Source organism: Bradyrhizobium sp. CCGUVB1N3 (genome assembly GCF_024199925.1).
Classification (GTDB): domain Bacteria; phylum Pseudomonadota; class Alphaproteobacteria; order Rhizobiales; family Xanthobacteraceae; genus Bradyrhizobium.
Genome location: NZ_JANADR010000001.1, coordinates 1,186,471 through 1,211,088, shown reverse-complemented (window position 1 = coordinate 1,211,088; position 24,618 = coordinate 1,186,471). Strand labels below are relative to the sequence as shown.

Below are 24,618 nucleotides of genomic sequence, written 5' to 3'. Positions count from 1 at the left end.
GCTCATTCGTGTCCGCCCTCATGCTGGCGGCGCGCCAGCGCCTCCGGATCGGCCTGCCGCCGCTTGCGCTTGAAGAACTCGCGTTCGACGTGGTGCTCGGCTATGAAACCTTCAATCGCCTCGCGCAGCACCTCCGGCATCGGCACCGCCTCGACGAGATTGGTGCCGGCCTCGGTGAACGCCTCGCCTTCCGCAGGATCGGCGGTGGCGGCCGCCACCGAATAGGGCCAAGCGCTTTCCGCGGGCGACAACACGATCCAGATGCTCGGACTGCCCGAGGCGAGATTGTCGCGATAGCGCGCCGTCTCAGACGGATAGAGATCGACCGTGGCGCTGCCGGCATAGAACAGGGTTTTGCCGTCCTCTTCGCGTAGCACCGTCCAGGGCTTTATCACCGGCTCATCCGGCAGCACGGCGACAGCGCGCCAGACGAAGTCGGCCCATGGCGAGTCGGCCTTGCGCCGCTCGACCACGATGCCGACGGGAATGCGCAGGAGTGGCAGCGCGGCGGGGCTCACGTCACCATCTCCAGGCGTTTGATCGGCAGCCCCGTGAGCAGATTTTGAGGCTTCATCCGAAGCTTCTGGTCCGGCGTCATCGCCAGGATGAGATAGACGGGCTCGCCCCGCATATCCTCCGTGGCCGCGCCGGCGTCCGCAAACGTCAGCCGAAACAACGCGAGCACGCGTCCGGTGCTACGTTCGTCGAGCTGCTCGCCATGCCAGAGACGGTCGCCGAGACCCGTGGCGTCCGTGTCCAGCCCGACATACCAGCTGACCTGCGCATCCTGCAGTTCGCGCAACGGCTCGATGGCGACGTCGACCGCTAGCAGATGGGAAATCCAGCGCGCCATCGCCTGCGCGAGCGCATGCGGGCCGCGGCCACCCGAGGTGAGGTCGAACGCCATGTCGAAATGGTCGCTGCGCTGCCAATACTCGTCGGCATTCTCCTCGTTCAGCACGTCAAGCTGGGCGTCGGTTACAGCCCCCAGCATCGACATCAGCGAGAGCACTGGGGTCGGGCTCTGCCCACAGACCACCTCTTCATCGCCGAGCAGCAAGGCCTGTTCATGCGGCAGGACGCGCTGCCGGCGGAAGAACAGTTCGGCGGCACGCGGTACGAACGGATCGTCGCAGCGATCGAGCGCGTTGCGCAGGATCACGTGCACGAGATGATTGACGAACAGCGGCGGCAGATCGTTGGTCCGCGATCGGACGGTTGCAAGGTAAGCAGCCTCGAGCGTCGGATGCCGCAGCAGGAGATCGCGAAAAGCGAGTACGAACCGCCAGTTTTCGCGTGCGTCCTGATCGGTAATCGCAGCGATCTCGTCATCGTCCACCGGCTGGCGCGGACCAGCGAGCAGCTCGCGGTGCAGCCTTCTTTCGACCGGGCATGCATCGTCCGGCGGCATCAGCTCGGGACGGACAAAATAGGCCTTCAGGAATTCATCCGTGACGCAGAGCCGGCCGCTCTCGTCGCGATCGAGCAGATGGTGGCCGCACGCGATCCAGAAATCCCTCATCGGTTTCGAGGCTCCCGGCCCAGATCGGCAAGGTGGAGATCGCTGTCTGGCTCGACATCGTCCTCCACCTCCATGAATGAGAATGCCTTGCCATGGCCCTGCCCTTCGCGCAGTTGCAGCCTGCGGAAGGCCTCGCGGACCTCGCCGTCGCTTGCCGAGCGATGGACGGCAATGAGCGAGCTGATCGGATAGGTGCAGAGCGATTGCGCGAAGGCGACCTCCTCCTCCGCCGCAGCTCTCGCAGTTGCAATGTCCGGCGCGCCGAAGCGGTCGACGAGCCGCCTGGCAAGCAGTTCGATAAGCCCCCGGCAATCGTCCTGCGTCGCCGGGACGATCTGCACCAACGTCGACCATCCCCAGGATTGCACGCCGAGGAAGCCGCTGCGGAAGGCCGCGCGCGCCTTGCCGCTCAGAGTCGCCGGATCCTGATCGCAGAAGCGGAAGGCGCCGGAGACCGCCCATTCGCCTGAGACGGCCGCCACGTCGAACACGAAGGTGTCGGAGGGATCGAGCGCGATGGCGCGCAAGAGTTTCACAGCCGCGGCCCTCCGTGCTTCGGATCGAGCCAAGATGGCGAGGCGAGCGCGCTGACGAGTTCCCTCCGTTCAATCGTGTCGGTGCCGATGCGGCGTGTGAGGAGATCGCCGCGATCATCGATCCGCAGGACGGTTTGCCGCTCGCGGGGCACCCGGCTGAGGTAGTCGCGCGCGACGCTGTCAAAGCCATCGACCTGCCAATTATTGATCGCCCGCATCAGGTGCCGCGCAAAGGCCTCGGTCACCTGAACCGCGCCCGCTTCGCCGAAGCCCTCCTCGTCCAGCGCAGACGCGAGCGGATGAACGCCGGGCCCATGGTCAGTCATTGCGACGGTTCGGATCATGGCGCCAAACACGAGCCATGCGGGCGGCTCGTCCTCGCACGCGGACGACGGCCATCCCATCCGCCCGCCGCCGACCAGCCCACCGTCGATCCGGACCGCGTCGGGCCAGTCGATCGCGACCGTCTTGTTCGGCGGCGCATAGGCACGAAGAGCATCGGTGAGCGCGACCATGCTGGCGTAGAAGGCGCGGCGCGCGGTGCTCAAGGGTTCGCCTGGCTCGAGCACCACGGCGAATTCGGCGAGATCGAACCGTCCGACATAGACCAGCGTACCGGCGCCGCTCTCGGGTGCAATGCGGCAAGCGTGGGCAAAGGCGTCTCCGCTCTCGCGCAGCCGGACGAGCGCGAATGGCGGCGGCAGATGGATCGGTTCCGCCAGGGAAACATGGGTGGTAGGGGTCGACGGCAAGACCGTCCTCCACTTTCCTTTTCTTCCCGATAGGGAATATCTATACGAGGCAAAGGATCGGCGCGAGTCCGCCAAGTCCGCGCCGCACTGACGGAGGGACACACCTGGAGCAGCCAGCGAAGACCGTCCTGATCTGCTCGTGTGAAGACACGATGCGCCTCGACACGGCGGCGATCCGGCGTGGCTGCCCCAACTGTGAGATCAAAGGCTTTCGACATCTCTGCGGCGCGGAGCTCGATCACTTCCGCAGCGCCGCAAAGGCTGACGGCCCGCTGACGGTCGCTTGCACGCAGCAGGCGGCGCAGTTTACCGATGAGGCCGGCGAGCGCCCTGACGGGATCACCTTCGTCAACATCCGCGAGACGGCGGGCTGGTCGCGCGATGGCGCGAATGCGGGCGCGAAGATGGCCGCGCTGCTTGCGGCGGCTGCGATTCCGAGACCGGATTATGCGCTCGTCACGCTGTCGAGCGAAGGCATCATCCTGATCTATGGACGCGACGAGGCGGCGATCGAAGCGGGCCGGCTGCTCGCGGACCACCTCGATGTCACGGTCATGCTCAAGCAGCCGACAGACATCACGCCGCCTGCGGCGACGGTCTTCCCGATCGTGAAGGGAACCATCCGCAATGCCAGGGGACATTTTGGCGCCTTCGAGCTTACGATCGACGACTACGCGTGGCCCCGACCGTCTTCGCGCGACCACTTCGTGTTCGAAGCCGCGCGCAACGGGGCGACCTCGTGCTGCAATCTCGTGCTCGACCTCTCCGGCGAGTCGCCGCTGTTTCCCGCGCACGATCTGCGCGACGGCTACCTGCGCGCAGATCCCAAGGATCCCGCCGCTGTGCTGCGCGCGATACTTGCTGCGCGCGATCTCATCGGCAGTTTTGACAAACCCAAATATGTCGACTTCACGCCTGCCCTTTGCGCGCATTCGCGCTCGAAGCTGATCGGTTGCCATCGCTGCCTCGATCTGTGCCCGACCGGCGCGATCACGCCTGCCGGCGATCATGTCGCTGTCAACGCGGAAGTCTGCGCAGGCTGCGGGCAATGCGCTGCAGCCTGTCCGACCGGAGCTGCATCCTACGCGCTGCCGCCCGCCGACACCCAGTTGCAGATTCTTCGCGCCATGTTGCGCGCCTATCACGAGGCTGGCGGCGCGCATCCGGTGCTGCTGCTGCATGACAGCCAGCACGGCACGCCGCTGATCGATGCGCTCGCCCGTCACGGCGACGGATTGCCGGCTAGCCTGCTTCCCCTCGCCGTCAACGAGCTGACGCAGGTCGGGCTGGAAGCGGTGATCGGCGCGTTCGCCTATGGCGCGTCAGCCATACGTTTTCTGCTGCGCGCAAAACCGCGGCACGAGGTGACCGGACTATTGCAGACGATCGCCGTGGCCGAGGCCATTCTTGCGGGCCTCGGATTTGACGGACGTCGTGTCGCGACGATCGAAACCGACGATCCCGACGCGCTGGGTGCGCAACTGGGCGGAATCGAGATGCTTGCAACGGTCGAGACGCCCGCAACCTTCAGGACTGTCGGAAAGCGGCGCGATCTGCTGCGATTTGCCCTCAGCGAATTGCACCGCCTGGCACCAAAGCCGATCGATGTGATCGCTTTGCCGCAAGGCGCACCGATTGGCGCGATCAGCGTCAATACGGATGGTTGCACGCTGTGCCTATCCTGTGTCTCGGTCTGTCCGACCGGCGCGCTTCGCGACGATCCCGAGCGTCCTGTGCTCAAGTTCGTCGAAGACGCCTGCGTGCAATGCGGCCTGTGCCAGAGCACCTGCCCTGAAAAGGTCATCACGCTCAAGCCGCAGATCGATTTCCGCGCGGCGCGCGCGTCTGCGGTCGTGGTCAAGGAGGAAGAGCCCGCGCTGTGCATCCGCTGCGGCACCCCCTTCGGCGTGAAGAGCACGATCGACCGGATTGCGGCAAAGCTCGAGGGCCGGCATTGGATGTATCCCGCCGGCGACAAGAGGCTCGAGGCCTTGCGGATGTGCGCCGACTGCCGCGTCATCGTGATGAGTGAACAGCAGTTCGATCCGTCCCAGGGCGTACCGGAACGCGCGCCGCCACGGACGACGGATGACTATCTGCGTCAACGCGAGAACAAGGATTAGTCCCAATCTCCCGTGGAGCAATGGCCGGGGTATTAGAGTCAAGTGGGGCTATTTCCAGGGCTATTTCGACGTCGCACGCGCCAGAAAATCCGTGAGCGCCCGGCGGTCTTCGGCCGAGCCGATGTGCTGCTCCGGCATCTTCGTGCCGGGCGTGTAGGCGTTCGGCCCGATCTCGAACAGTTTTGACACGGTCTCTGGCGTCCAGACGATGTCCATCCTCTTGAGCGCGTCGGAGAAGCGGTAGCCCGGCAGCGAGGCGATCTTCCGACCGTAAAGTCCGGCAAGCGTCGGGCCGGCACGCTGCACCTCCGTCTCCGACAATGTGTGGCAGGCGATGCAGGCTCTGAAGATTTCGGCGCCATGATCGCCGGCATAGGCGGCGAGTGGATCCGCCGGCGTGCCCAGCAGGTTCGAGCCGATCGCCGCGCCGGTCAGTGCGTTCCAGCGCCTGATCTTGCCATCAGCACCGCCGGTCAGGAGCGTCGCGCCATCGGGCAGGAACGCAACCGACCAGACCGGCATGCCGGGCCCGGCGAGCGTGCGCAGCACGCTGCGCGCCTTGCGATCGACGATCGCTACGGTGCCGCCAATGCCGGCTGCGGCAATCAAGGCACCGTCATGCGAGATCGCCAGGGCCACGATCGGCGTGGCGCCAGCAGCAGCGTCACCGCTTTCCTTGCCATCTGAGGTTATCATGCGTAGCCTGCCGTCCGCTGCGCCCGTGACGATATCGCCATCCGGTGCGATCGCAACTGCGTTCAATGGCGCCGGCAAGGTCGCAGTCTCGGATGTCCCATCCGCCAAATGCCAGACCCGCGCCGTAAGATCGTAGCCGACGCTCACGAGCGATTGTCCGTCTGGCGTAAAGGAAACGCCGTTGACGTTTTGCGAATGCCCCTCCAGCACGCGCGACGTGCCATCCGACAGCGACCAAAGCCGCGCGGTATGATCCCACGAGGCTGATGCGAGCTTCGATGCATCGGGCGAAACGGCGAGCCCGACAATGGGTCCGGTATGACCTTCGAAAACCCGGTCGGGCTGTGGCCGGCCTGGCGTCCAAATAGCAATCTGGCTGTCCGCACCAGCCGTTGCCATTCTTCCATCTCCGAGGAAGGCAACCGCGTTCACCGCACCCGAATGGAAGCGAAGGACCTGCTCGGCGGACTCGGTTGCCAGGGACCATCGGATCGCTGCAGTGTCGAAGCTACCCGACAAAACGGTCTTGCCATCGGCCGAGACGGCGATCGCCCGGACAGGCCCGCCATGTCCCGCCAACTGGGCCTGCGCGGGTTGCAGCGCCGGGAGCAGCGATGCCGTCAGAAGCACGGTCGCGAGACGCAAGGTCCAATCCATGGGTCGTCGGAGACGATTGCAGCGAAACAACCGGCAGCCTTGGCTCCCGGAGAAATAACAACCCCATTTGATTCAGCTCAACGAAGGGAGCTCGTGTCCGGTTCCAGGGTGCGACAAGCGGCGCCTTGAATGGCGACCTACGTGATCGCAGGCTTGCCAAAGGGCGCCCTCACCAATCGAGGCCGAACATGCAACTGCACCCGAAAGCATATCGGCAGCTCATCTCGTGGTTGTGGCACTTTCGCGCTTTGCTGCCGCGAAATCCCGCCAACCAGGCCGCGTCGCCACTGCTCGTCTACATCGTCGCCGTGCTAGTGCTACTATTGGCTGTCCTTGAGATCGACCTCCACCGTGCGGTGCTTCTGCCCGGGGATCCTGTTGAGATCAGCCCGATTTTCATGAGTCCTTGAGACGGCGCTTGAGACATTGCTGCTCTCGCAGGCGGACCAGCCGCCTGATACATCGAGCTGTTTGATGGCACACGAACTGCCCGATGCATGCTCGAACCACAGTTAGTTCGCGACACGATGGCAGCATTCTCTCTACCGCTGTGTTTCCCTTGGAAACACCAGTGATCGATCTTCAAAATCTTCAACTGGTAGTTTGCTTTGTTGCGCCACCTTTTGCATCTCTTGCACCGTGGGCATCTCTGCTACCGATGTGCGACTCACCGATGGTGGATGTGCTCGCGGAATGCTCGTTGCGGCCAAGAAGAGCGCGATGGTGGTCAGGCCTGAGATCATCAGGAGCTTCATGTGAACCTCCGTTGAGACTGTCTCAGTCCTGCCTAGTGCAAGGCTCGGGGCCGCCGTGTGAAGTCCTTCACATCTCTCTTCTTCTTGATCACGGCTGGAGCTGTTGCCCCTCGCTCCGGTCATCTGGTGCGCTGGCCCTGCCGTGCCGGCGTAGTCCCAAGTTCGGCCGTGCAGACTTGTAGCTCGTCACCGTAGCTAGTCACGCTGGTCTCGGGCGGTCTGTCGAAAACCGAAGACAGTTGAATGTCTTGCTATTTCGGTTCGGAGGAGCGGTGAGCCGGTGACGATCAAGTAGAGCCCATCGCCATCGGCGTATTTGCCGGGCTTGGTTTGACGCTCTACGTCGAGTGGTTTGAGCCTTCCAGCCATTGTCCCTCCAGGAAAAACCGTCCTCCGAACCTACACGCAAAAACTACGGTCAGTGACCCGATTAGGAAGAACACCGACGAACTGCGAAGTACAGATCTTCGGTGCAACTCACTGATTTTGCTGTGGAGTTCGAACGACTGCGAACAGAGGAGAACAAGATACTGGCGGAAGGGGTGGGATTAGCATCTAGAAATTCTTTTCGCGTCAGATCGTTTCAAGACCCTTCAAAACAAAGGGTTTTCCGGCCCGGACTCTTGTCGGCAAGACTCAAATCGGCTCTCATCAATTCACGACATTGCACGTCGCTGATAGGGCTGGTGCTAGGGCTGTGGCAAAGACACTCAACCGACTCCCCGCGAACATTTTGACCAAGCAACTGCCGCCTAGCCGGCACGCCGACGGCGGCAATTTGTACCTCAGCGTCTCGACGTCCGGCGCCAAGCGGTGGGTCTTTCTCTATCGCGGCGAGAACAGCCGGCCCGTCGAGATGGGACTGGGCGCGGCCCGGGACGTGCCGCTGGCGAAGGCCCGAGACAAAGCGGCAGCCGCGCGCGCCCTCCTCGCCGACGGCAAGGATCCGCTCGAGGTTCGGTGCACCGAGGAGGCTGTTCCCACCTTCGGCGAGGTCGCCGAGGCGCTCATCGAGTCGATGCGGCCGAGCTGGAAAAGCCAGAAGCACGCCGACCAATGGGTGATGACCCTGCTGGGGATCGATCGGGAGGGCAAACCGTCAGAATTTGACTACTGCAAATCTATCCGAGACAAGCGGGTCGACAGGGTCGACACCGACCACCTCCTCCAGATCCTGCGTCCAATCTGGCAGGAAAAGCCAGAGACGGCTTCGCGTCTCCGGGGGCGCATAGAGCGCGTCCTCGATGCCGCACGCGTCCAGGGCCACCGTAAAGGCGAGAACCCTGCACGCTGGCGTGGTCATCTCGACATGATCCTCCCAACCCGGACCAAGCTGAGCCGAGGCCACTTCCCGGCGATGCCGTATGCGCAGGTGCCGGCGTTCGTGCACTATCTGCGGCAGAACGTCACGATGTCCAATTTGGCTCTCGAATTCACGATCTTGACCGCGGCGCGATCAACCGAGTCACGCGAGATGGTTTGGACGGAGCTCGATCGCGTCGACCTGGTCTGGACGGTGCCAGCGGCACGAATGAAGGAACAGCGCGAACATCGAGTGCCGCTCTGTGCCCGCGCGATCGAGATCCTCGAGATTGCTTCCCGCATCGCTGGCAAGCGGCAATCCGAGTTCGCCTTCCCCGGTGCAAAGCCGAGACGCCCACTGAGCGACATGAGCCTGACGATGGCTCTCCGTCGAGCCAAGCACGAAGAGTTCACGGTTCACGGCTTCCGCTCGAGCTTCCGGGATTGGGCCGGCGACGAAACGGACTTCGCGCGTGAGGTCGCCGAGGCGGCGCTTTCTCATTTGGTCGGCGACGAGGCCGAACGGGCATACCGCCGCAGCGATGCCATCAAGAAGCGCCGTGCCCTGATGGATGCTTGGGCCGAGTATGTCGGCAGTTACGTGCCTCAGCAAAACGCGGCGGAAATAAGGGATATCGCAGCGTAGCCTACAAATAGCCGGTGATGACCGTAACAGGCGTCGAAATAATCCCGTTGACCCCGAGTCCGTTCGGGACGATCTATTAATCACTGATCCTCGCCACGAGATCGCTGAAGGCCCCATGACCAACCGAGAGGTTTGGGGCTGTCACTGCAACCGATCTAAGGCGCGAGGTCTGTCTATGCAAAATTCAGAAAGTCCGTTCTTCCTCCCTGAGGAGGTGGAAGCTCGTACGCACACGTCCGACTCGACGAGATGGCGCCGTGAAAAGGAGGGATTGTTCCCAAAGCGCGTAAAGCTGTCGGCGCGCAAAATCGCCTATCGCCGCACCGACATTCTCGATTGGGAGCGCGATCCCGAAGGCTGGGCCGCGCGTAACAGGGCCGCCGCTCAGGGAGGTCAGCATGGGTAGCGTCCTCCCCTTCCCCGTCATCCGCCGCCAAGCGTTCATCCAACGTCAAGCCGTCGTCGTCGCCGAGCTCAATGAAACGGCTGGCGAACGCTACATCCAGCATCAGCTTCGCATCCAACGGGATGCGATGATGCGCAAGGGCATAGACACAAGCCTAATCGAGCGCGAGCTGAGGTGCCTCGAGACGTCAATCAGGGCGGCGCTCTCCAAGTTCCTGGTGACCGCATGAGCGCCGCAGGAAGGCGTCGGCGCCGGCGCACTGCCATCGGCGAGCAATTTGCACCCCGAACAATCGAGATGTTGCGATCGCCAGCGTACAGGGCCTTGTCATTGGCGGCCCGGAAGCTGCTGGATCGGGGCGAGATCGAGCTTGCGCAGCACGGCGGCACAGGAAATGGCAGGCTCCCAATAACGTATGCCGACTTCGAGAAGTACGGCGTCGACAGGAAGTCGATAGCGCCAGCGCTTCGTGAGATCTGCGCGCTGGGCTTCTGGGAGATCACCGAACGCGGTAGGCCGAGCAAGGCGGAATGGCGCTTTCCAAACAAGATTCGCCTGACCTACCGCTGGACCGACGACGCTCCAACCAACGACTGGAAGCGTATTCGCGACCTGGACCACGCAAAGAAAGTGGCGACCGAGGCGCGTGCGGAGAAGAACCCAGTGGTTGTCCAGCGCTCAAAGGAGGCCGCAGCGGCTCAACTCCTGGAGAAGAAGGCAAAAAGCCAGGGGTATTTCCCCCCCCAACCTGTAGGGGCGGAAAATGGGGGTACGGAGCCAGGGGGGCAAATCACCCCTACCGGCCTAGGGTTGAATACTCCGGTACTATCTAGACTCTCGGGGGGTGCGCGATGAAGGCATCCAATCTGCCCACCTCTGCATTGGACCTGTCTGCCGTCGATCCCAAGCCGACGATTGCCTCGGTCGATGAGTTCTTCGAAGCATGGTGGCGTCAATACCCTCGTCGAGTTGCCAAGGGTGCAGCCCGCAAAGCATTCAAGCGGGTGCTCGCCAAAAAAATCGCCACGTTCGATCAACTCATGGCTGGTGTCATGCGGTATGGCGCGGAGCGCGCCGGTGAAGACCCGACCTTCACCAAACACCCGGCAACCTGGCTGAATGGTGAATGCTGGACGGATGAACCGCAGCCCAAGCGGCCAATCCGCGGCATCGACAGCGCGGTGGCCGGCGTCTTCCACGGGTTGAATGAGAGCGACTTCAGAATCAGTAGGGCAGCTGCGGTCAACGCCGGCTTCCATGCTCCATGGCCCGATGATGATGGCTTTGACTTCTGACCGGGGGGATGGGGGTCGGAAAGGCTAGACCCCCCTCGGGGCGCCAACCGCGTAGGGCCTCATTCGCACCTCTCACGCGCGCGGTGGCAAAATCCCAGAAAATCACTGAGGTAAAAATGACGAAGCGGACGAAGAAGACAGCAAAGCGCCGACGGGGTCGCCCGACACGTCAGGAAGCCAGCCAGGCTGCGCTCACCAATGTCGACGTGGCGGCGGTCGATCCGATGATGGTGCTCAAGACTATTGCAGGCGACCCAACCGCACCGGCAACGGCGCGAGTGAGCGCCGCAAAAGCTCTGCTCGAGGGCACCCCTCCACCAGCACGGCAAGAGAATCCGGAAGGCGACGCTCTGACGCGGCGAGCGTTAAGGCTGCTGCAAGGCGGGCGGTCATGACGGGCGACAAGATTCCCATCGTCGGGCTGCACCGCGGCGTCGGCTTGCATGACGCGCAATCGCCAGAACGGCTCGAAGTCGTCAAGACCGCGATCGATCAGGTTTTTGATATCTCTGACTTGCGCCAGCTTATGGCCATCGCGGGCGACGTGCGACGTCCGCCTGAGGCGCGTTTGTTCGCTGCGGCAAAGTTAGAGGCGGCGTTCCAGATTGCGGCGGACGAACGAAAAGTGCGCCCCGACATCGACCTGGACCGCGTTCGCGCGAGCATCGCAGGCCTCGATTCGATCCGGTGGCGAGATCCTTGGCACTTTGCCTCATTGCTCGATCCCCCTCGCCAACCAGGTGACGAAGGACCGGTACAGCGCAAAATTCCGCTTCTCAAACCGTAGAAAACTGAAAAGGACGACAATCATGACTGATACAAAAACTCCCCGCTTCCGTCCGGCCCCGTCGGTGGCATCGCTCCAGGTTCTGCCTGAGCGTCCGCTGCCGACACACCTTCAGCACGATTGGGAAGCGATGGAGAAATTGGTGAAGGCGGCCGACCGACAAAAACTCGACGCGCTATGCGAATTGCTCGATATTGTCGACTGGGCGACGTACGAGGTCGCCGTCAATCAGATCGAAACGACGATGGCAGAGCCGTACGCCAATCACACTCACATTGAGGATGTGCGTCTGTTCATTGCTGATGAATTCCAACACATTGTCCGCGGTGGACAAGCTCAAGGATGGCATGGGCAACTACCTGCTCAGGCCAGGCCTTACTTCGGGCATGCCCGATATGTTGTTGGGTTACCCCGTGGCCATTGATGACGTCGCGATGCCGGACATCGCTGCAAACTCCTTCTCGATAGCGTTTGGCAACTTCAAGCTCGGCTACCTTATCGTGGATCGCATCGGCATCAAGCTGTTGCTTGATCCCTTCACCGCCAAGCCGCTGGTCCTGTATTACGCCTATCGTCGCGTCGGCGGCGGTGTTGCGAACTCCGAGGCTATCAAGCTCATGAAGTTCGCGTAACGAGCCCGCGTCGTGGCAGGCGTTGCGCTCAAATCCTTGCGTGTCACCGTTGATGGTGACGCCGGCGGCTATTCTCGGATGGCCGCTGCCAAGGTCGACGCCGACAATCGCATGATTGCCGGCGATCGCGCGCGAGCCGCTGCGCTGGCGCAAGCTGATGCTGCTATGGCCAGGGCAATTCCGGGCGTCGGAGGCCTCAGCAAGACACTCCTCGAGGGATATGGCGCCGGCGCCCAGTTCGAGGCCATCGTTCGACGCATTGCCAATTCCGTCGATCGAGGGATGGGCCTGGACCGCGCGGAGACGTTGCTCGACGCGGCATATCGAAAATTCGGCCTCACTGCCGACGCCGCGGCCCTTGCCGAGCGCGGCTTCGTTTCGATCGTGCCTGCGGTCGACGCCATGAACGCGCGCATGGCGGCCGCGGCTGAGAACGCAGAGCGCCTCCAGGCACAGATGCGGGCTCAAACTTTCCAGCAAGGGATCAGCACTCAATTCGGCATCGGTGGGCCCGACGTCAGCGCGGCGCGCGCTGCCGACGTTGCCGCTTACGGGGCGGAGTTGGACCGGCTCCGGGCCAAATTCAATCCCGTCTTCGCCGCCGGTCGCGACTACAAGGCCACCTTGGACGAGATCAGCCGCGCGCTTCAAGTCGGCGCCATCACCGAAGCGGAGCGCGCCGCGGCGGTCCAGCGGACCAAGGCCGCTTTCGCCGAGCAGATCGCGACGCTGCGGCAGGTCAAATCCGCATCTCAGGAAGCGGCCGCCGCCGCTGGCCTCCAGCGATACGAGCTTATCAACCTCGGTCGCCAGGCCCAAGACGTTGTGGCCAGCCTCGCCGGCGGCCAAGGCCTCGGAACGGTGCTGCTCCAGCAAGGCAGCCAGATCGGCGATGTTTTTGCGAGCTCGAGCGCGACGCTGAGCGGCTTTTCGCGACAGTCGGCGAACTACCTCACCAGCATCCCGACCGTGAGCCGAGTGACCTTTGGCGGCGTCGCGGTGGCCATCGGCGGCGCTTCGATGGCCCTGGAGCACTTCTTGACCGAGCAGGATAAGGTCAAGATCGCGTTGTCCGGCGCCGGCCGCGCCAGTGGTGCCACCGCCCCCGGCATCAACGCGGCGCCGGCAGCTCCGCCTTTGGCCTATCTGTGTCGTCCGCCCGGGAGTTGGCGACCGCCCTCGCCGCCACCGGCAAGGTCGCCAACGACAACCTTCTCCCAATCGTCCAGATCGGGAAGGACTTCGCGACGACCTTCGGAGTCACTGACACCGAAGCGGCCCGGCAACTCGCCACCGCCTTCGCGGATCCCGTCCGCGGTGCCGAGCAACTCAACGATCGGCTCGGCTTCCTGGACGCCGGCATGCAGCGGCAGATCGCCAGCCTGGTTGCTCAGAACCGCCTCTATGACTCCCAGCGAGCCCTTTTGGCGGGGGTCCAGGGTTCGCTGGCGAAGACGGCGGAGGTGACCAGCATCTGGTCGCAGGCATGGCTGGGCCTCAAGAACACGGCGTCCAACGCCTTCGACACGCTCGGCGAAAAGATCGCCAACGTCCTGCACCTCAACGACACGCTGCAACAACAGCGCGCTCGCATCCTGGAGCACATCGACAGCTACGAAAACGGCTGGGGTAAGGTTTTCGGCTCATCCGCAGACCTCGCCCGGCTGAAGACCGACCTCGCCGCGATCAATGCCCTGATCGAGAAACAGGCGCAGGCGACGCGGGACGCCGCGTAGATTCTCGAACATCTCGTCCAAGCGCGGCCTCCGCGCTCACGCCACCTGTGCGCCCCATAGCTTGAGCCGACTTGTTTGATTTCATCGTCTCTGGATTTGTCACGGTCGCAACCGCGCTGCTTACGAAGCGCCCCTGCACTGGTTTGGGCTGGAGCTCGGCCACCGCTGCGTTAGGGCTGCCCGGCTGATCCAGCACATCGATGTTGACGAGATTGGTCAATCGCAATTCGTCCCGTGATAGCTCATGCAGCTCTTCCCAAGGTGGCACGTTCAGCGAAAGCGACAACAGATCGCCTGTGCCGCCCATGTCGAAGGCGTATTTCGCGAGACGTCCGATATCGCGTTCCACGATCGTCAGATCATCTGCGCTGTAGGTGGCGTCCCTGGCGTCATTGGCGCGGTCGCCCATCCATATCTGATGCACACGAACATGGGCGGTCTCCGGCACGTAACGCGTCTTGCCCGACAGAAGCAGAAACACGCACATCGATTCGCAATAGGCTCCGGGCGCCATGTTGACTGGGTCGCCCTGAGCAGTGTTGGTCTGAACGCTGACGCCGACGGTGGTCAGCGCCCCGAGATTGCGCCAGCGCCGTCCAAGTGCGATCGAATCGTTGACCGAACCGCCGCTGGAATCCAGCACGATGGTCACACCGCCGAGCTGTCGGCCGCGCGCGAATTCATCGAAATCCCCTGGACTATCGTTGGTCACGATGCCGACTGCGCTGATCCAGCCTCGGCAATTCGGCTGGCAAGCGACCCAGCTGAACTTCATCGGCAATTTGCGCTCTTCGACGGCACCGCCGGCGTGCGCCGAACCGCTCAGCATCGCTACCAATGCGACGCAAAGAGCGGCACCAATGAGCAGCATCCAACCTCGGATTTCGGCCCAACTGGCGCGACTTGAGGTTAGGTCGGCAGTGCGGGCGCACTCAGAGCATGCGGCCTTCGAGACGGGCATGATTCCGCAACCTCGGCCTGACTATCGAGCAGGGCTGGCCACATCGCGCCCGCGTACATACAGGGGCGACAGCTGGTGCTGTCTGGTCGGCGGTACAGCTCGAGGATCGAATTCCAGCCACGGCTGATGCTTGGCGCGCCATTTCGGGCCAGGGCCGCGCATGTAGTGCAGCTCGGGCCGGTAACTGTCGCGCACGTCCAGAATCAAGTTGCGAACGACGCTGGCGAAGTCGGAGGCTGCCTCAGCCGTCCTGCGGGCAAAACCTGGCAATGCGGTTGCATCCATGATTCTCATCGCTGGAACTCCTCGATTGCGGCTCGATAGATCGGGCGAATAACACCCCGAGCGTAGTCGCGAGAGGAGAATCAAACCATTGCACAGAGGGCGATCGCACACGGTACATTGGCTATGAAGAGCACACCTAAGTTTAGGGTCTGCCCACCCGAGCCTTGGCCGGCTTTCAAACCAGCGCTTTGACCCGACTTGGACCTACCGCGATGCAATGCGGCCCAACTCACCTACCCTGCGGCGGCCATCCGAAGCCGCAACAATCGCTCTTGTGGGTTCGCCCTAAACCAAGGAATAGCTCGAGCCTAATTCGGTAGGGATTTCGCCTACCCAGGTGCAATGGCTTCAGCAGGCGCTGGATGCTACGGATCACAATCGACATAGGAAGTCGGAATGCAATGCAGCGGAACCGGACGCGAGCCGGCAGTTGCAAGACAAGGTCGGCGGCGTAGTGCCCGTCGGCCTTTTTCTTGATCAAGTGGCGCGCCGAACTTCTCCACGTTGTGGTGCCCTCACCTCGCGTGGGACGTACGGCGTCTGAAGCAGTTCTGCTGACCACGCCTTACGTCGCGCCACGCGCCCGATCCTCTAAACCGCACCATACTCGTACCTCATCGGCGCCCATCGAGCTCACTCGATCCGACCTTCGGGGACTCCGCCGTCTGGTTCGCAACAATTTAGTGCGGTTTGACGCGCTTTACTCGCCCCAGCAGCGCCTGCATATCAAATAGACGCCAACGCGAGCAACCGGTGCTGTGCTATTCATAGCCCGCTTCGCGTTTGTGCTCGGCGAGCCGCATTGAACTCGCCAGCCCCACTTCATCATGTGTGGGATGACAACTTGGAGTAAACAATGAAAAAGCTCCTCACCTGTGTGGCGGCCGTGGGCTGCTTTGTCGCTTTCGTCTCTGTCGCGGAAGCTCGCTCTGCATACGACGGTTCCTGGGACCTCATTTTTGTGACGCAAAGAGGCGCTTGTGATGCGACCTATAATTTCACCGTCAACATCACCGACGGAATAGTGACACATCCGAATTTAGTCAGGCTCAGAGGCTACGTGGCGCGTTCCGGCGCAGTTCGGGCGTCGGTGACAGTTCAGGACAAATTCGCCTCCGGCTCAGGCAAACTCTCGAGCAGCTCTGGCCGCGGCACGTGGAGTGGCTATTCAGGAAACGCGCGTTGTTCAGGCTACTGGACCGCGCAGCGAAATTGAGGCGCTGAGCCCAGGGCTTCCAAAACGCAAAAAAAGACGATCGCGCGGTCGCCTGCGCCGATATCGCAGGATCGGCGGTTGGGGATTCGCAACACCGGGGCTTGCGATTCAGCGAATGGTAAATGCCGAAGCTTGTTGCGTGAGGAGATTCCGTCCCGAGCGGCCGACCAGAGACGCGCTTCGCATTGACATTTCAAGCGAGTTTTCCCGAAGTCACTCCGCCGCGAGAACGCGATGTCGCAGTGGCAATCCAAGACGCCCCCACACATCGACCAGCGCTTCAGCGAGCGCGTCGATCAGTGCGTCATCGTGATAGGGCGTTGGCGTGATACGCAGCCGCTCAGTGCCGCGCGGGACAGTCGGATAATTGATCGGCTGGACATAGATGCCGTGCTCGGCGAGCAGGAGATCGCTCGCTTCCTTGCACCTCTCTGGATCACCCACCATCAGCGGCACAATGTGCGTGTCGGTCGACATCACCGGCAAGCCTGCTGCGTTGAGCACGGCCTTGACCCGCGCAGCGCGGTCCTGATGGCGGTTGCGCTCCCATTGCGAAGTTCTGAGGTGCCGGATAGCCGCGGTAGCGGCGGCGCAGACCGCCGGCGGCAGCGCGGTGGTGAAAATGAATCCCGGCGCGTAAGAGCGCACCGCATCGATGATATCGGTGTTCGCCGCGATATAGCCCCCGAGGCCGCCAAAGGCTTTTGCCAGGGTGCCCTCGACCACGTCGATGCGGTGCAAGACGCCTTCACGCGCCGCGATGCCAGCGCCGGCCGGACCGTACATGCCGGCCGAATGGACCTCGTCGATATAGGTCATGGCGCCGTAACGCTCCGCGAGATCGCAGATGCGGCTCACCGGCGCGACGGCGCCGTCCATCGAGTAGAGCGCCTCGAATACGATCAGCTTCGGTCGCTGCGGAGCCTCGGCCGCCAGCAATTCGTTGAGGTGGTCGACGTCATTGTGGCGCCAGATCTTCTTTTCCACGCCGGCGCGTCGCACGCCCTCGATCATCGAATTGTGATTCCAGGCGTCCGACAGGATCACGCAGTTCGGCAGCAGCTTGGCGATGGTCGCGATGCCGGTCTCGTTGGAGACGTAGCCCGAGGTGAAGACCAGTGCCGCCTGCTTACCGTGCAGGTCGGCGAGCTCGCGCTCCAATTCGACCAGCGGATGGTTGGTGCCGGAAATGTTGCGGGTGCCGCCCGCGCCAGCACCCATGCGGGTAGCTGTTTCCACCATGGCGCCGATCACCTTCGGGTGCTGGCCCATGCCGAGGTAGTCGTTCGAGCACCAGATCACGACCGGGCGCGGTCCGTCCGGGGAATGCCATATCGCATGCGGGAAACGCCCGGCGATGCGCTCGAGATCGGCAAACACGCGGTAGCGCCGTTCCTCGTGCAGGCGAGCAAGCGCGGCGGAAAAGAAATGATCATAGATCATAGAGCAAACCTTCGTCGTCTTTGTGCTCAACGATTGGGACTTCCTCGACCCTTAGAGCAGCCATGCCCATCCGATCCAGCGCGGTCGCCGATTAGGCGAAGGGGCGGCCGGTCCTCGGGAGGGAAAGGACCGGCCGCGAGGAGCCACGGCGAAGGGACAGGGCGCCGAGGCCAAACACTTACGAAGCTGTCTGTCTCCGCGAGGCAAATTGGTATCCGACAAGGAACGTCAGTGCGAGTAAAGCCGTCCAAATCTCGGCAAATCGCGGCGAATGCGTACGCCGGCGCATCGACCACATTCGCCAGGAGAAGTGATCCGCTTGTCACCCTAAGCTCCCCTGCCGGCCTGTTTGCCGATCACGCAGCGCCATGCCGCGAGGCGCTCGGCTGGATGCTGCTTCATCCATTCGGCAAGCTGCGGCGCGCCCATCAGGCAGGACTGCACCGAGACGTCAGAGAAATCCGAAGTGGTGACGGTCTGCTCGTGGCAATTTGCCGGAGAGGACAGACTGCAGAGCACGGCAATGATCTTGATCACGATGGCAGATCTCCGCCACTGATCGCATGAACCGCCGGCGCCTTGTCGCCCTGCTCGTCGACGGAAACACCCGGCGGGAAGACGCTGTCATATATCGCGCGCGCTTCTCGAATCAGACGGATACGCTCGCGCTCGGATTTTGAAACAAATCGAACGACCTCACCCATAGTAAGCTCCGATTGAATTATGCTCATCATTCATTGTCGTAACTTGGGGTCCTTGGCTCCGGCGTTGAAGTCCCGCAGGCGGTAACAAAGAGGTAAAAAGCGCGTGACGAAGTCCGAACGTTGAAGAACAGGCCTTCGTCTAGGTCGGCCGAGATTGCCTAAGAAGGCAACCTCGTGGCCGCGACCTTGTTGGAGCTACGCCTGCGTTCCAGGCTGCCGTGCATCGAGAACGTCTATCAGTAGCTCGTGTTCAGGACGAACCCGCCCAGCTCTAGTGTGCCGCTTCGGCCCGCTGTTGCGCACTTTGTGGCTTGCTCGCGAGGATTTTCTTGCGCGGCGTCAAGACCTCGATCTGATGGGGAGACGCGGGCATGCCACCCAGCGTCAGCGTGGGGACAGAAGCGGCCTCTTGAACGTTAGCCGAGCCGATAACGGAAACTTGGAGCCGGGTGGTCGGAAAGCCAGCCGATTCATAAGTCGGAAGCTCGGCAGCAGCTGCAACATCGATTCCGTTCGCAATGACGGTCGCAAGGGCGGCAAACAACACTAGACGTTTCATGGGTGCATCTCCTTTGATTCTACTTGCGTTGGTTACGGTGGTCACTGCGCCGACGTGACGGTAGCCTTCGACGCGGAGGTGTTCGCGCTGACCTTGTATCGGGCAGCCGGGACGGCGCTTGAGATCTTGCCGGACATCGCGCGGCGCGCGGCGTCGTATTTGTCCCAGTCGGCCTTGTCGGCGAGAGACGGAATGGTGACGACCTCGCCCTGGTCGAGACCGGACAGTGCGGCGTCGACCATGTCATCGGCAGACATCACGATCGCGGCCGGCAGCTTGTGGACCGGCACGCCGGCGATGTCCCAGAAGTCTGTCGCGGTCGCGCCGGGCAGCACGGCCTGGACACGCACGCCCTTGTCGGCAAGCTCGTGGTGCAGCGAGAGAGAAAAAGCCAGCACGAACGCTTTGCTTCCACCATAAACGCCATTGAGCGTTTCAGGCGAGATCGCCACGATGGACGAGATGTTGATGATCGTCCCCTTGCCGCGCGCGACGAAGCCCGGGGCCGCCGCATAGGTCAGCCGGGTGAGCGCGCCGACATTGAGGCGGATCATGTCGTCCATCTTCTCAATATCGGCGCTAAGCAGCGGCGCCGTGGCCCCAACGCCAGCATTGTTGACCAGCAGCGTTATGTCCGCATTCGCGCGCAGGATCGCCTCGACCTCGGCGAGATCCGTCTTGTCGTTGAGGTCGGCTGCGACGGTGTCGACGGAGCGGCCCGTCGAGCTTCTCAAGCGCTGCGCGAGGCCGGCGAGACGGGTCTTGTCGCGGGCGACCAGAATTAGGTCGTAGCCACGTTTGGCCAGACGGTCGGCGTAGATGGCGCCGATGCCTGCCGATGCGCCGGTGATAAGGGCGGTGCCTTTGTTGGTGGTGCTCATGGACGTTCTCCGTTATGCCGTCCAGACCTAAGGCCTTCCGAAATTTGGCGCTATCTGGCAAAGTCGAGAGCTATCCTTCCAAAATATGGAAGAGGAGCGATGGATCGCCTGGACGCGATGTCGACCTTCCTGGCCGTGGTCGAAACCGGCAGCCTGTCGGCTGCGGCGCGGCAATTGAAAACGCCATTGGCAACGGTCAGCCGCAAGGTCTCCGAGCTCGAGTCCCACCTGCGGACGAAGCTGTTCAACCGATCGAGCCGCAAGCTGGTGCTGACCGATGCCGGCAGCTCTTATTTTGCCGCGTGCAAGCGGATTCTGGCTGATGTAACCGAGGCCGAGCGCGCCGCCTCCGGCGAATATTCTGCTCCAACCGGAGAGCTGATCTTGACTGCTCCGGTCGGCCTTGGCCGCGCTTACCTCATTCCGATCCTGGCGGATTTCCTGAAGGCCTACCCGGATATCAACGCCAGTTTGCTCCTCGCCGATCGCGTGCAGAGCCTGTTTCAAGAGCAGATCGACCTCGGGCTGCGCATCGGCGCGCTTCCCGACAGCAGCCTGATGGCGGTACGCCTCGGTACGATGCGTCGCATGGTTTGCGCCAGTCCCGCCTATCTAGCAGCGCACGGAACGCCGCGCACGCCGGACGATCTCGCCGGGCATGACTGCATCACCTATGCAGGCTTTATGTCCCCCGATGTCTGGACATTCTTCAAAGACGAAGCGGCGGTCGCGGTGCCCGTGCGCGCGCGGCTGGTGGTCGGCAGCGCCGAGGCCGCCTGCGACGCTGCATGCGCCGGCGTCGGAATTACCTCCGCTTTCGCCTATCACTTCCAGACAGCGCTCGAGCGCGGAGCCCTCACGACCCTGCTCGACGAATTCCAGCCGGCACCGCTGCCGGTCAATCTCGTGTACACGGCCAACCGGTTTCTGCCGATCAAGGTGCGTGCTTTCATCGACTTTGCGGCGCCGCGGCTGAAGAAAATCTTCGCGGAGCTCCAGCCGCCCCTCTAGGCGCGGACTCATCAGCGCGCAACCAAATGCGGCGATGCTGGCTCGCCTCAGTTGCGAATGACCGAGAGTAGACCTCCGACGCATTTTTTCGGACTTGGATCCCCCACGGGAGCTATCCGAGTGGAGCCTGGAGCGATACCATCTCTGGCCGCAACGTAGATCGGGATGTAGCGGCGATGAACCAGCCCGAAACCGGCAAAGCGCCCGCAGCTGCTCACGGCAATTCAGACTTGCAGCAAAAGGAGCTGGCCGAGGTTCTTCGGCAACGGGCGGCCACCTCGGCAGTGCTGCGCGCTATTGCCAGTTCACCCCACGACTTGCAGCCCATATTCGACACCATCATCGACAGCGCAGTAGATCTGTGCCGAGCGGAGCTTGGCGCCTTCCGCCTTTCCGAGGAAATAGGCTTTCGTCTCGTTGCATCCAAACTGAGCCCCGCATTGTCAGAGATGCATCCGCGGCCAATTCTGGAACACGGCAGCTTTGTAGGTCGCCTTTTCGGAAGCAAATCGCCGGTCCACATCCCTGACTTCATCACGCATCTTGAAGGCAATTCTCTGGGAGAAGCTGAACGCGAGGCCATATCGCGTGGCGTTGGGACGCTCCTCATCGTGCCGATGCTAAGAAACGACGAACTGATTGGAACACTTAGTCTTTCGCGGCTGCGCATAGAGCCCTTTACGGAGAACGAGATTGAGCTGGTCACGGACTTCGCTGCGCAGGCCGCCATTGCCCTGGAGATCACCCGCCGCGAGCGGGAGCTGCGCGAGTTGCAGATAAAGCTAGCGCACACGAATCGCGTCGTAACAATGGGGGAACTCAGCGCCTCTATCACACATGAGGTCAATCAGCCGATTGCGGCGGCGCGCAACAACATTATTGCGGCGCTGCATTTTCTGGATGGAAATCCTCCAGATTTGCAGGATGTCAGAGAAGCGCTCGCCGCTGCCGTCAAGGACGCCGACCGGGTCGGTGCCATCGTCGGTCGAATGCGCGCGCTCATGCAGAAGGCGTCGCTCCGATCAGATCCGGTAGATATGAACGAGGCTCTGCAGGAAGTGATTGAGCTCACCCGAGGAGAAGCACTGAAGAACGGGGTCTCAGTGAAGACCCAATTCGCGAGCCTGCCTATCATTGCCGGTGATCGGGTCCAACTTCAGCAAGTCGCCCTTAACCTCATTCTCAACGCCCTGCAAGCGATGAGCGCAGTTAGTGAGGGCGCGCGACAGGTGATAATAACCACCCGTCAGATCGAATTGAACGATCTGTACGTTGGGGTTCAAGATACTGGCCCCGGGCTGAGCCCGGAGACCCTCTCACGTCTCTTTGAACCATTCTACACGACAAAACCCAACGGCATGGGAATGGGACTAACAATCTGTCGTTCAATCGTCGAATCCCATGGTGGACGCCTGTGGGTCAGCGCGTGCCAGCCACACGGGGCTCTCTTTCAGTTTGCGATCCCTGCTCAGCTGTCATGATCAGCTGATTGTCTGTTTTTGGCCCATCACCCGGTCGCCTGAGCGACACACAGAAGGGAAATGACATGAAATTCGTTTCTGCTGCGGCATTGGCACTTATTGGCTGCCTTGTCGGCTTCAGTTCCGCAAACGCACAAGGAGCCGCTATGAAAACGACGCCGACGACCAAAATTCTCGCCATCGGGACCATCAATCCTGGTTTTGAACAATCGCAGGTGTTTGCCGTCCTCCCGGAGGAAGTTCGGGAAACTGTCGACCTCTACCTCGATGGCAAGATCGAACAGTGGTACTCGCTACAGGGAAGGCCGGGCGTGGCATTCATCATCAACGTCGCCGATCCGGCCGTCGCTCACGAGATACTCGAAAAGCTGCCTTTGGGTAAAGCACATATGATGAGCTTCGAACTGATCCCCATTGGCCCGCTCAACCCGCTTCGCTTTTTGCAGGGCATGCAGCCGAAACCTTGAAATATGCACGGGCCTTACTTGGACGTCATGCGCGGGCGCTAGGTGTTCAGTCCCACTGTATGATGGCAATCGTTCACGTCGATGACGCAGTCGCCGCGATGACTGGCTAGCCGGATGTCTACAATAGCGTCGACGATGAGCGGCCGCCGGCTGCGGAGTGGCTTCCGGCTCTCGCCCAGTGGGTCAATGCGCCGGAACCGCGCCTGAGCGTTGACAACGCGCTGAAGATCGTCGGCTCTTGAGCCAGGCGGTAACGACGTCGAGAGGGTAGACATCATGTCACAGCCGGTGAACGACGACGCGATCGATTTCTTCAAGATCGACGAAGATATCACACTCAGGCGCATGGTTCTGCGCAATTCGACCCCAAAGGGGACCGTTCTCTTCCTGCATGGGTTTCCGGAGACCCTGTACGCCTGGAAAGACGTCGCCAAGGCTCTGGCCGATGACTACGAGATCCACGCTTTCGACTGGCCGGGTTATGGCCTCTCATCGAGGCCAACGGTCGACAGGTTTCCCTATGCGCCCAAAGGCTACGCTCGAATTCTGGATCGATACATCGGCAAAGCAGGGATCGACACATCGAAGCTGACGATCTACGCAACCGATATCGGCGCGCTGCCGGCGCTCCTGCTGGCCGTGGAAAGACCCGATATAGCAAGGACGATCATCGTGGGCGATTTCGCCCCGTTCAACAGGCCCCAATTCATGTACACGAGCCTGCAAAGCTTGAAGGAGGGACCTGCGATGGATCAGGTCCGCGCCAACCTGAACAGCAATCGCGACGAGATCCTGCAGAACACCTTCACGAGAGGTTTGCCCGAGGAAGTGCATTTTGAAGTTGCGCGTGAGTTCAAGGACGACATGTTCCGAGGATGGACCCAGGGAGCGATCACATCGGCAGACGCGTTCTCCCACTACTACTCGCACTTTACGCGAGACCAGGATCACTTCGAATCGCAACTGGCCCGGCTCAAGACACCCGTGAAGGTCATTTGGGGTGAGAAAGATCTCTACATCAACAAGGAGATGGGAGTAGAGTTCGCCGAACGAGTGCACACGGAGCTGACCCTTCTTCCGGGCATGGGGCATTTTCTCCACCTGCAGAACCCAAAGCTGGCCATCGATGAGGTTCGTGCTGCATTCCGATGAGCCGCCAGCTCCTGCACGTTCAGTCGAAGTTCGACGCGCTCATGGCAGATCGATGGGACCGACCTGGCAACGTCCGGCCCATCACGTCATTTGGCTGTGCTGCAGGATGTGGGCGCTATCGGGGCATAGCGGACTCTGGCAAGCCGTCCGCCCGGCAGTTCCCTGGGTTCAAGGCCTAGTGAGGCATGAGGGTTTAGCCGACTGCTCCAACAAATCGGCTACTCCGACTATCGAGAACGAACTCGGAATATGCGCCTGACCTCCATGTCGCGCACGAGCGTCAATGTGCGGCTATCGCACCCGCAAGAAAAGCGGCGATCTCGCAAAATAGACGCCGCAAGCGCTCTGGTGGGCGAACTGGCCGACATTTCCCTAAGCTCCCCTGCCCTCCTTTTGACCGATCACGCAGCGCCATACCGCAAGGCGTTCGGTCGGATGCTGATTCATCCACTCGGCGAGCTGCGGCGCGCCCATCAGACAGGACTGCATGGAGACGTCGGCGAAGTCCGAAGTGGTGACGGTTTGCTCGTGGCAACTTACTGGAGAAGAAAGACTGCAGAGCACGGCGATGATCTTGATCACGAGAAAACCCCATCGGATGTTCAAAGCTAAC

Annotated in this window: 29 protein-coding genes and 2 pseudogenes; 17 read left to right on the top strand and 14 right to left on the bottom strand. The window is 61.9% G+C overall.

Going from position 1 to position 24,618, the window contains the following annotated elements:
* Positions 1 to 2: 2 nt before the first annotated feature.
* The 4 genes from NLM33_RS05745 to NLM33_RS05730 are packed head-to-tail and all read right to left on the bottom strand — an operon-like array spanning position 3 to position 2,810.
* Positions 3 to 518: a DUF3305 domain-containing protein gene (locus NLM33_RS05745; RefSeq protein ID WP_254095155.1), complete on the bottom strand. Its 516-nt coding sequence runs from the start codon at positions 516 to 518 to the stop codon at positions 3 to 5.
* Entirely contained in the window at positions 515 to 1,522 is a 1,008-nt protein-coding gene (locus NLM33_RS05740) for a DUF6352 family protein (protein WP_254095154.1), read from the bottom strand. The genes NLM33_RS05745 and NLM33_RS05740 overlap by 4 nt, the downstream gene beginning before the upstream one ends.
* Positions 1,519 to 2,058 carry a DUF6505 family protein gene (locus tag NLM33_RS05735; protein ID WP_254095153.1) on the bottom strand — a complete coding sequence of 180 codons (540 nt, stop codon included), beginning with the start codon at positions 2,056 to 2,058 and terminating at the stop codon, positions 1,519 to 1,521. Before NLM33_RS05735 ends, NLM33_RS05740 begins: the two co-directional genes overlap by 4 nt.
* Positions 2,055 to 2,810, bottom strand: a complete 756-nt coding sequence (locus NLM33_RS05730) for a biotin/lipoate--protein ligase family protein (protein ID WP_254095152.1) — start codon at positions 2,808 to 2,810, stop codon at positions 2,055 to 2,057. The genes NLM33_RS05735 and NLM33_RS05730 overlap by 4 nt, the downstream gene beginning before the upstream one ends.
* A gap of 152 nt (positions 2,811 to 2,962) precedes the next feature.
* Between NLM33_RS05730 and NLM33_RS05725 the strand changes: the two genes are divergently transcribed.
* Positions 2,963 to 4,933 carry a 4Fe-4S binding protein gene (locus NLM33_RS05725; protein ID WP_254095151.1) on the top strand — a complete coding sequence of 657 codons (1,971 nt, stop codon included), beginning with the start codon at positions 2,963 to 2,965 and terminating at the stop codon, positions 4,931 to 4,933.
* Between the two features lie 60 nt (positions 4,934 to 4,993).
* Here NLM33_RS05725 and NLM33_RS05720 read toward each other — a convergent pair whose 3' ends face one another.
* On the bottom strand, positions 4,994 to 6,286 hold the full coding sequence (locus NLM33_RS05720; RefSeq protein WP_254095150.1) for a c-type cytochrome: 1,293 nt from the start codon (positions 6,284 to 6,286) through the stop codon (positions 4,994 to 4,996).
* Between the two features lie 188 nt (positions 6,287 to 6,474).
* Here NLM33_RS05720 and NLM33_RS05715 point away from each other — a divergent pair, with 188 nt between their 5' ends.
* Entirely contained in the window at positions 6,475 to 6,696 is a 222-nt protein-coding gene (locus NLM33_RS05715) for a hypothetical protein (RefSeq protein ID WP_254095149.1), read from the top strand.
* Between the two features lie 132 nt (positions 6,697 to 6,828).
* On the opposite strand, the gene NLM33_RS05710 is transcribed toward NLM33_RS05715, so the two are convergent.
* Complete coding sequence (locus NLM33_RS05710) at positions 6,829 to 7,041, bottom strand: hypothetical protein (RefSeq protein WP_254095148.1); 213 nt, start codon at positions 7,039 to 7,041, stop codon at positions 6,829 to 6,831.
* 697 nt (positions 7,042 to 7,738) lie between these two features.
* On the opposite strand from NLM33_RS05710, the gene NLM33_RS05705 reads away from it, so the two are divergent.
* From NLM33_RS05705 to NLM33_RS05670, 10 genes and pseudogenes are all read left to right on the top strand, one after another.
* A complete protein-coding gene (locus tag NLM33_RS05705) occupies positions 7,739 to 8,989 on the top strand; it encodes a site-specific integrase (protein WP_254095147.1) in 1,251 nt (416 codons plus the stop codon).
* A gap of 115 nt (positions 8,990 to 9,104) precedes the next feature.
* Positions 9,105 to 9,395, top strand: coding sequence for a helix-turn-helix transcriptional regulator (locus NLM33_RS49565; RefSeq protein WP_371929906.1), 291 nt, complete (start codon positions 9,105 to 9,107; stop codon positions 9,393 to 9,395).
* Entirely contained in the window at positions 9,388 to 9,624 is a 237-nt protein-coding gene (locus NLM33_RS05700) for a DUF6074 family protein (RefSeq protein WP_254095146.1), read from the top strand. The genes NLM33_RS49565 and NLM33_RS05700 overlap by 8 nt, the downstream gene beginning before the upstream one ends.
* 101 nt (positions 9,625 to 9,725) lie before the next feature.
* Positions 9,726 to 10,250 carry a hypothetical protein gene (locus tag NLM33_RS05695; RefSeq protein WP_254095145.1) on the top strand — a complete coding sequence of 175 codons (525 nt, stop codon included), beginning with the start codon at positions 9,726 to 9,728 and terminating at the stop codon, positions 10,248 to 10,250.
* The gene (locus NLM33_RS05690; protein WP_254095144.1) at positions 10,247 to 10,690 is read left to right on the top strand and encodes a hypothetical protein; all 444 of its coding nucleotides are present in this window, start codon (positions 10,247 to 10,249) and stop codon (positions 10,688 to 10,690) included. Before NLM33_RS05695 ends, NLM33_RS05690 begins: the two co-directional genes overlap by 4 nt.
* Positions 10,691 to 10,806: 116 nt before the next feature.
* Complete coding sequence (locus NLM33_RS05685; protein WP_254095143.1) at positions 10,807 to 11,085, top strand: hypothetical protein; 279 nt, start codon at positions 10,807 to 10,809, stop codon at positions 11,083 to 11,085.
* Positions 11,082 to 11,477, top strand: coding sequence for a hypothetical protein (locus NLM33_RS05680; RefSeq protein ID WP_254095142.1), 396 nt, complete (start codon positions 11,082 to 11,084; stop codon positions 11,475 to 11,477). Before NLM33_RS05685 ends, NLM33_RS05680 begins: the two co-directional genes overlap by 4 nt.
* A 281-nt stretch (positions 11,478 to 11,758) precedes the next feature.
* Positions 11,759 to 12,109 (top strand): phage major capsid protein, encoded by a 351-nt coding sequence (locus tag NLM33_RS05675; RefSeq protein WP_371929905.1) that lies wholly within the window; start codon positions 11,759 to 11,761, stop codon positions 12,107 to 12,109.
* Between the two features lie 78 nt (positions 12,110 to 12,187).
* Positions 12,188 to 13,171, top strand: a pseudogene (locus tag NLM33_RS49560) (phage tail length tape measure family protein); the annotation flags it as partial.
* A gap of 80 nt (positions 13,172 to 13,251) precedes the next feature.
* Positions 13,252 to 13,845: pseudogene (locus NLM33_RS05670) on the top strand (phage tail length tape measure family protein); the annotation flags it as partial.
* Here NLM33_RS05670 and NLM33_RS05665 read toward each other — a convergent pair.
* Positions 13,796 to 14,716, bottom strand: a complete 921-nt coding sequence (locus tag NLM33_RS05665; RefSeq protein WP_254095140.1) for a hypothetical protein — start codon at positions 14,714 to 14,716, stop codon at positions 13,796 to 13,798. The pseudogene NLM33_RS05670 and the gene NLM33_RS05665 overlap by 50 nt on opposite strands.
* 111 nt (positions 14,717 to 14,827) lie before the next feature.
* On the bottom strand, positions 14,828 to 15,100 hold the full coding sequence (locus NLM33_RS05660; RefSeq protein WP_254095139.1) for a hypothetical protein: 273 nt from the start codon (positions 15,098 to 15,100) through the stop codon (positions 14,828 to 14,830).
* Positions 15,101 to 15,947: 847 nt separating this feature from the next.
* Here NLM33_RS05660 and NLM33_RS05655 point away from each other — a divergent pair.
* Positions 15,948 to 16,307, top strand: coding sequence for a hypothetical protein (locus tag NLM33_RS05655; protein WP_254095138.1), 360 nt, complete (start codon positions 15,948 to 15,950; stop codon positions 16,305 to 16,307).
* Between the two features lie 213 nt (positions 16,308 to 16,520).
* Here NLM33_RS05655 and hemA read toward each other — a convergent pair whose 3' ends face one another.
* The 5 genes from hemA to NLM33_RS05630 form a co-directional block, all read right to left on the bottom strand.
* Positions 16,521 to 17,750, bottom strand: coding sequence for a 5-aminolevulinate synthase (gene hemA / locus NLM33_RS05650; protein ID WP_254095137.1), 1,230 nt, complete (start codon positions 17,748 to 17,750; stop codon positions 16,521 to 16,523).
* Between the two features lie 327 nt (positions 17,751 to 18,077).
* Entirely contained in the window at positions 18,078 to 18,287 is a 210-nt protein-coding gene (locus tag NLM33_RS05645; RefSeq protein ID WP_254095136.1) for a hypothetical protein, read from the bottom strand.
* Positions 18,284 to 18,454, bottom strand: coding sequence for a hypothetical protein (locus tag NLM33_RS05640; protein ID WP_254095135.1), 171 nt, complete (start codon positions 18,452 to 18,454; stop codon positions 18,284 to 18,286). Before NLM33_RS05640 ends, NLM33_RS05645 begins: the two co-directional genes overlap by 4 nt.
* A gap of 271 nt (positions 18,455 to 18,725) precedes the next feature.
* Positions 18,726 to 19,013: a hypothetical protein gene (locus NLM33_RS05635; protein WP_254095134.1), complete on the bottom strand. Its 288-nt coding sequence runs from the start codon at positions 19,011 to 19,013 to the stop codon at positions 18,726 to 18,728.
* Between the two features lie 41 nt (positions 19,014 to 19,054).
* Entirely contained in the window at positions 19,055 to 19,894 is an 840-nt protein-coding gene (locus NLM33_RS05630; RefSeq protein WP_254095133.1) for an SDR family oxidoreductase, read from the bottom strand.
* Between the two features lie 99 nt (positions 19,895 to 19,993).
* Between NLM33_RS05630 and NLM33_RS05625 the strand changes: the two genes are divergently transcribed.
* The 4 genes from NLM33_RS05625 (at position 19,994) to NLM33_RS05610 (ending at position 24,005) form a co-directional block, all read left to right on the top strand.
* Positions 19,994 to 20,905 carry a LysR family transcriptional regulator gene (locus NLM33_RS05625; RefSeq protein WP_254095132.1) on the top strand — a complete coding sequence of 304 codons (912 nt, stop codon included), beginning with the start codon at positions 19,994 to 19,996 and terminating at the stop codon, positions 20,903 to 20,905.
* A 176-nt stretch (positions 20,906 to 21,081) separates the two neighbouring features.
* Positions 21,082 to 22,386, top strand: coding sequence for a sensor histidine kinase (locus NLM33_RS05620; protein WP_254095131.1), 1,305 nt, complete (start codon positions 21,082 to 21,084; stop codon positions 22,384 to 22,386).
* A gap of 65 nt (positions 22,387 to 22,451) precedes the next feature.
* The gene (locus NLM33_RS05615; protein ID WP_254095130.1) at positions 22,452 to 22,853 is read left to right on the top strand and encodes a hypothetical protein; all 402 of its coding nucleotides are present in this window, start codon (positions 22,452 to 22,454) and stop codon (positions 22,851 to 22,853) included.
* 276 nt (positions 22,854 to 23,129) lie between these two features.
* Positions 23,130 to 24,005 (top strand): alpha/beta fold hydrolase, encoded by an 876-nt coding sequence (locus NLM33_RS05610; RefSeq protein ID WP_254095129.1) that lies wholly within the window; start codon positions 23,130 to 23,132, stop codon positions 24,003 to 24,005.
* A 372-nt stretch (positions 24,006 to 24,377) separates the two neighbouring features.
* Here the strand turns inward: NLM33_RS05610 and NLM33_RS05605 are convergent, their stop codons facing one another.
* A complete protein-coding gene (locus tag NLM33_RS05605; RefSeq protein WP_254095128.1) occupies positions 24,378 to 24,587 on the bottom strand; it encodes a hypothetical protein in 210 nt (69 codons plus the stop codon).
* Positions 24,588 to 24,618: the final 31 nt, after the last annotated feature.

Bases quoted from the DNA above. Each gene is read 5' to 3' on its own strand.
- NLM33_RS05715 (WP_254095149.1), top strand. From the start codon at position 6,475: ATGCAACTGCACCCGAAAGCATATCGGCAGCTCATCTCGTGGTTGTGG.
- NLM33_RS05725 (WP_254095151.1), top strand. From the start codon at position 2,963: ATGCGCCTCGACACGGCGGCGATCCGGCGTGGCTGCCCCAACTGTGAG.
- NLM33_RS05660 (WP_254095139.1), bottom strand. From the start codon at position 15,100: ATGAGAATCATGGATGCAACCGCATTGCCAGGTTTTGCCCGCAGGACG.
- NLM33_RS05665 (WP_254095140.1), bottom strand. From the start codon at position 14,716: ATGCTGCTCATTGGTGCCGCTCTTTGCGTCGCATTGGTAGCGATGCTG.
- NLM33_RS05640 (WP_254095135.1), bottom strand. From the start codon at position 18,454: ATGGGTGAGGTCGTTCGATTTGTTTCAAAATCCGAGCGCGAGCGTATC.
- NLM33_RS05740 (WP_254095154.1), bottom strand. From the start codon at position 1,522: ATGAGGGATTTCTGGATCGCGTGCGGCCACCATCTGCTCGATCGCGAC.
- NLM33_RS05655 (WP_254095138.1), top strand. From the start codon at position 15,948: ATGAAAAAGCTCCTCACCTGTGTGGCGGCCGTGGGCTGCTTTGTCGCT.
- NLM33_RS05610 (WP_254095129.1), top strand. From the start codon at position 23,130: ATGTCACAGCCGGTGAACGACGACGCGATCGATTTCTTCAAGATCGAC.
- NLM33_RS05700 (WP_254095146.1), top strand. From the start codon at position 9,388: ATGGGTAGCGTCCTCCCCTTCCCCGTCATCCGCCGCCAAGCGTTCATC.
- NLM33_RS05675 (WP_371929905.1), top strand. From the start codon at position 11,759: ATGTGCGTCTGTTCATTGCTGATGAATTCCAACACATTGTCCGCGGTG.
- NLM33_RS05680 (WP_254095142.1), top strand. From the start codon at position 11,082: ATGACGGGCGACAAGATTCCCATCGTCGGGCTGCACCGCGGCGTCGGC.
- NLM33_RS05690 (WP_254095144.1), top strand. From the start codon at position 10,247: ATGAAGGCATCCAATCTGCCCACCTCTGCATTGGACCTGTCTGCCGTC.
- NLM33_RS05635 (WP_254095134.1), bottom strand. From the start codon at position 19,013: ATGAAACGTCTAGTGTTGTTTGCCGCCCTTGCGACCGTCATTGCGAAC.
- NLM33_RS05630 (WP_254095133.1), bottom strand. From the start codon at position 19,894: ATGAGCACCACCAACAAAGGCACCGCCCTTATCACCGGCGCATCGGCA.
- NLM33_RS05710 (WP_254095148.1), bottom strand. From the start codon at position 7,041: ATGAAGCTCCTGATGATCTCAGGCCTGACCACCATCGCGCTCTTCTTG.
- NLM33_RS05620 (WP_254095131.1), top strand. From the start codon at position 21,082: ATGAACCAGCCCGAAACCGGCAAAGCGCCCGCAGCTGCTCACGGCAAT.
- hemA (WP_254095137.1), bottom strand. From the start codon at position 17,750: ATGATCTATGATCATTTCTTTTCCGCCGCGCTTGCTCGCCTGCACGAG.
- NLM33_RS05625 (WP_254095132.1), top strand. From the start codon at position 19,994: ATGGATCGCCTGGACGCGATGTCGACCTTCCTGGCCGTGGTCGAAACC.
- NLM33_RS05615 (WP_254095130.1), top strand. From the start codon at position 22,452: ATGAAATTCGTTTCTGCTGCGGCATTGGCACTTATTGGCTGCCTTGTC.
- NLM33_RS49565 (WP_371929906.1), top strand. From the start codon at position 9,105: ATGACCAACCGAGAGGTTTGGGGCTGTCACTGCAACCGATCTAAGGCG.
- NLM33_RS05720 (WP_254095150.1), bottom strand. From the start codon at position 6,286: ATGGATTGGACCTTGCGTCTCGCGACCGTGCTTCTGACGGCATCGCTG.
- NLM33_RS05685 (WP_254095143.1), top strand. From the start codon at position 10,807: ATGACGAAGCGGACGAAGAAGACAGCAAAGCGCCGACGGGGTCGCCCG.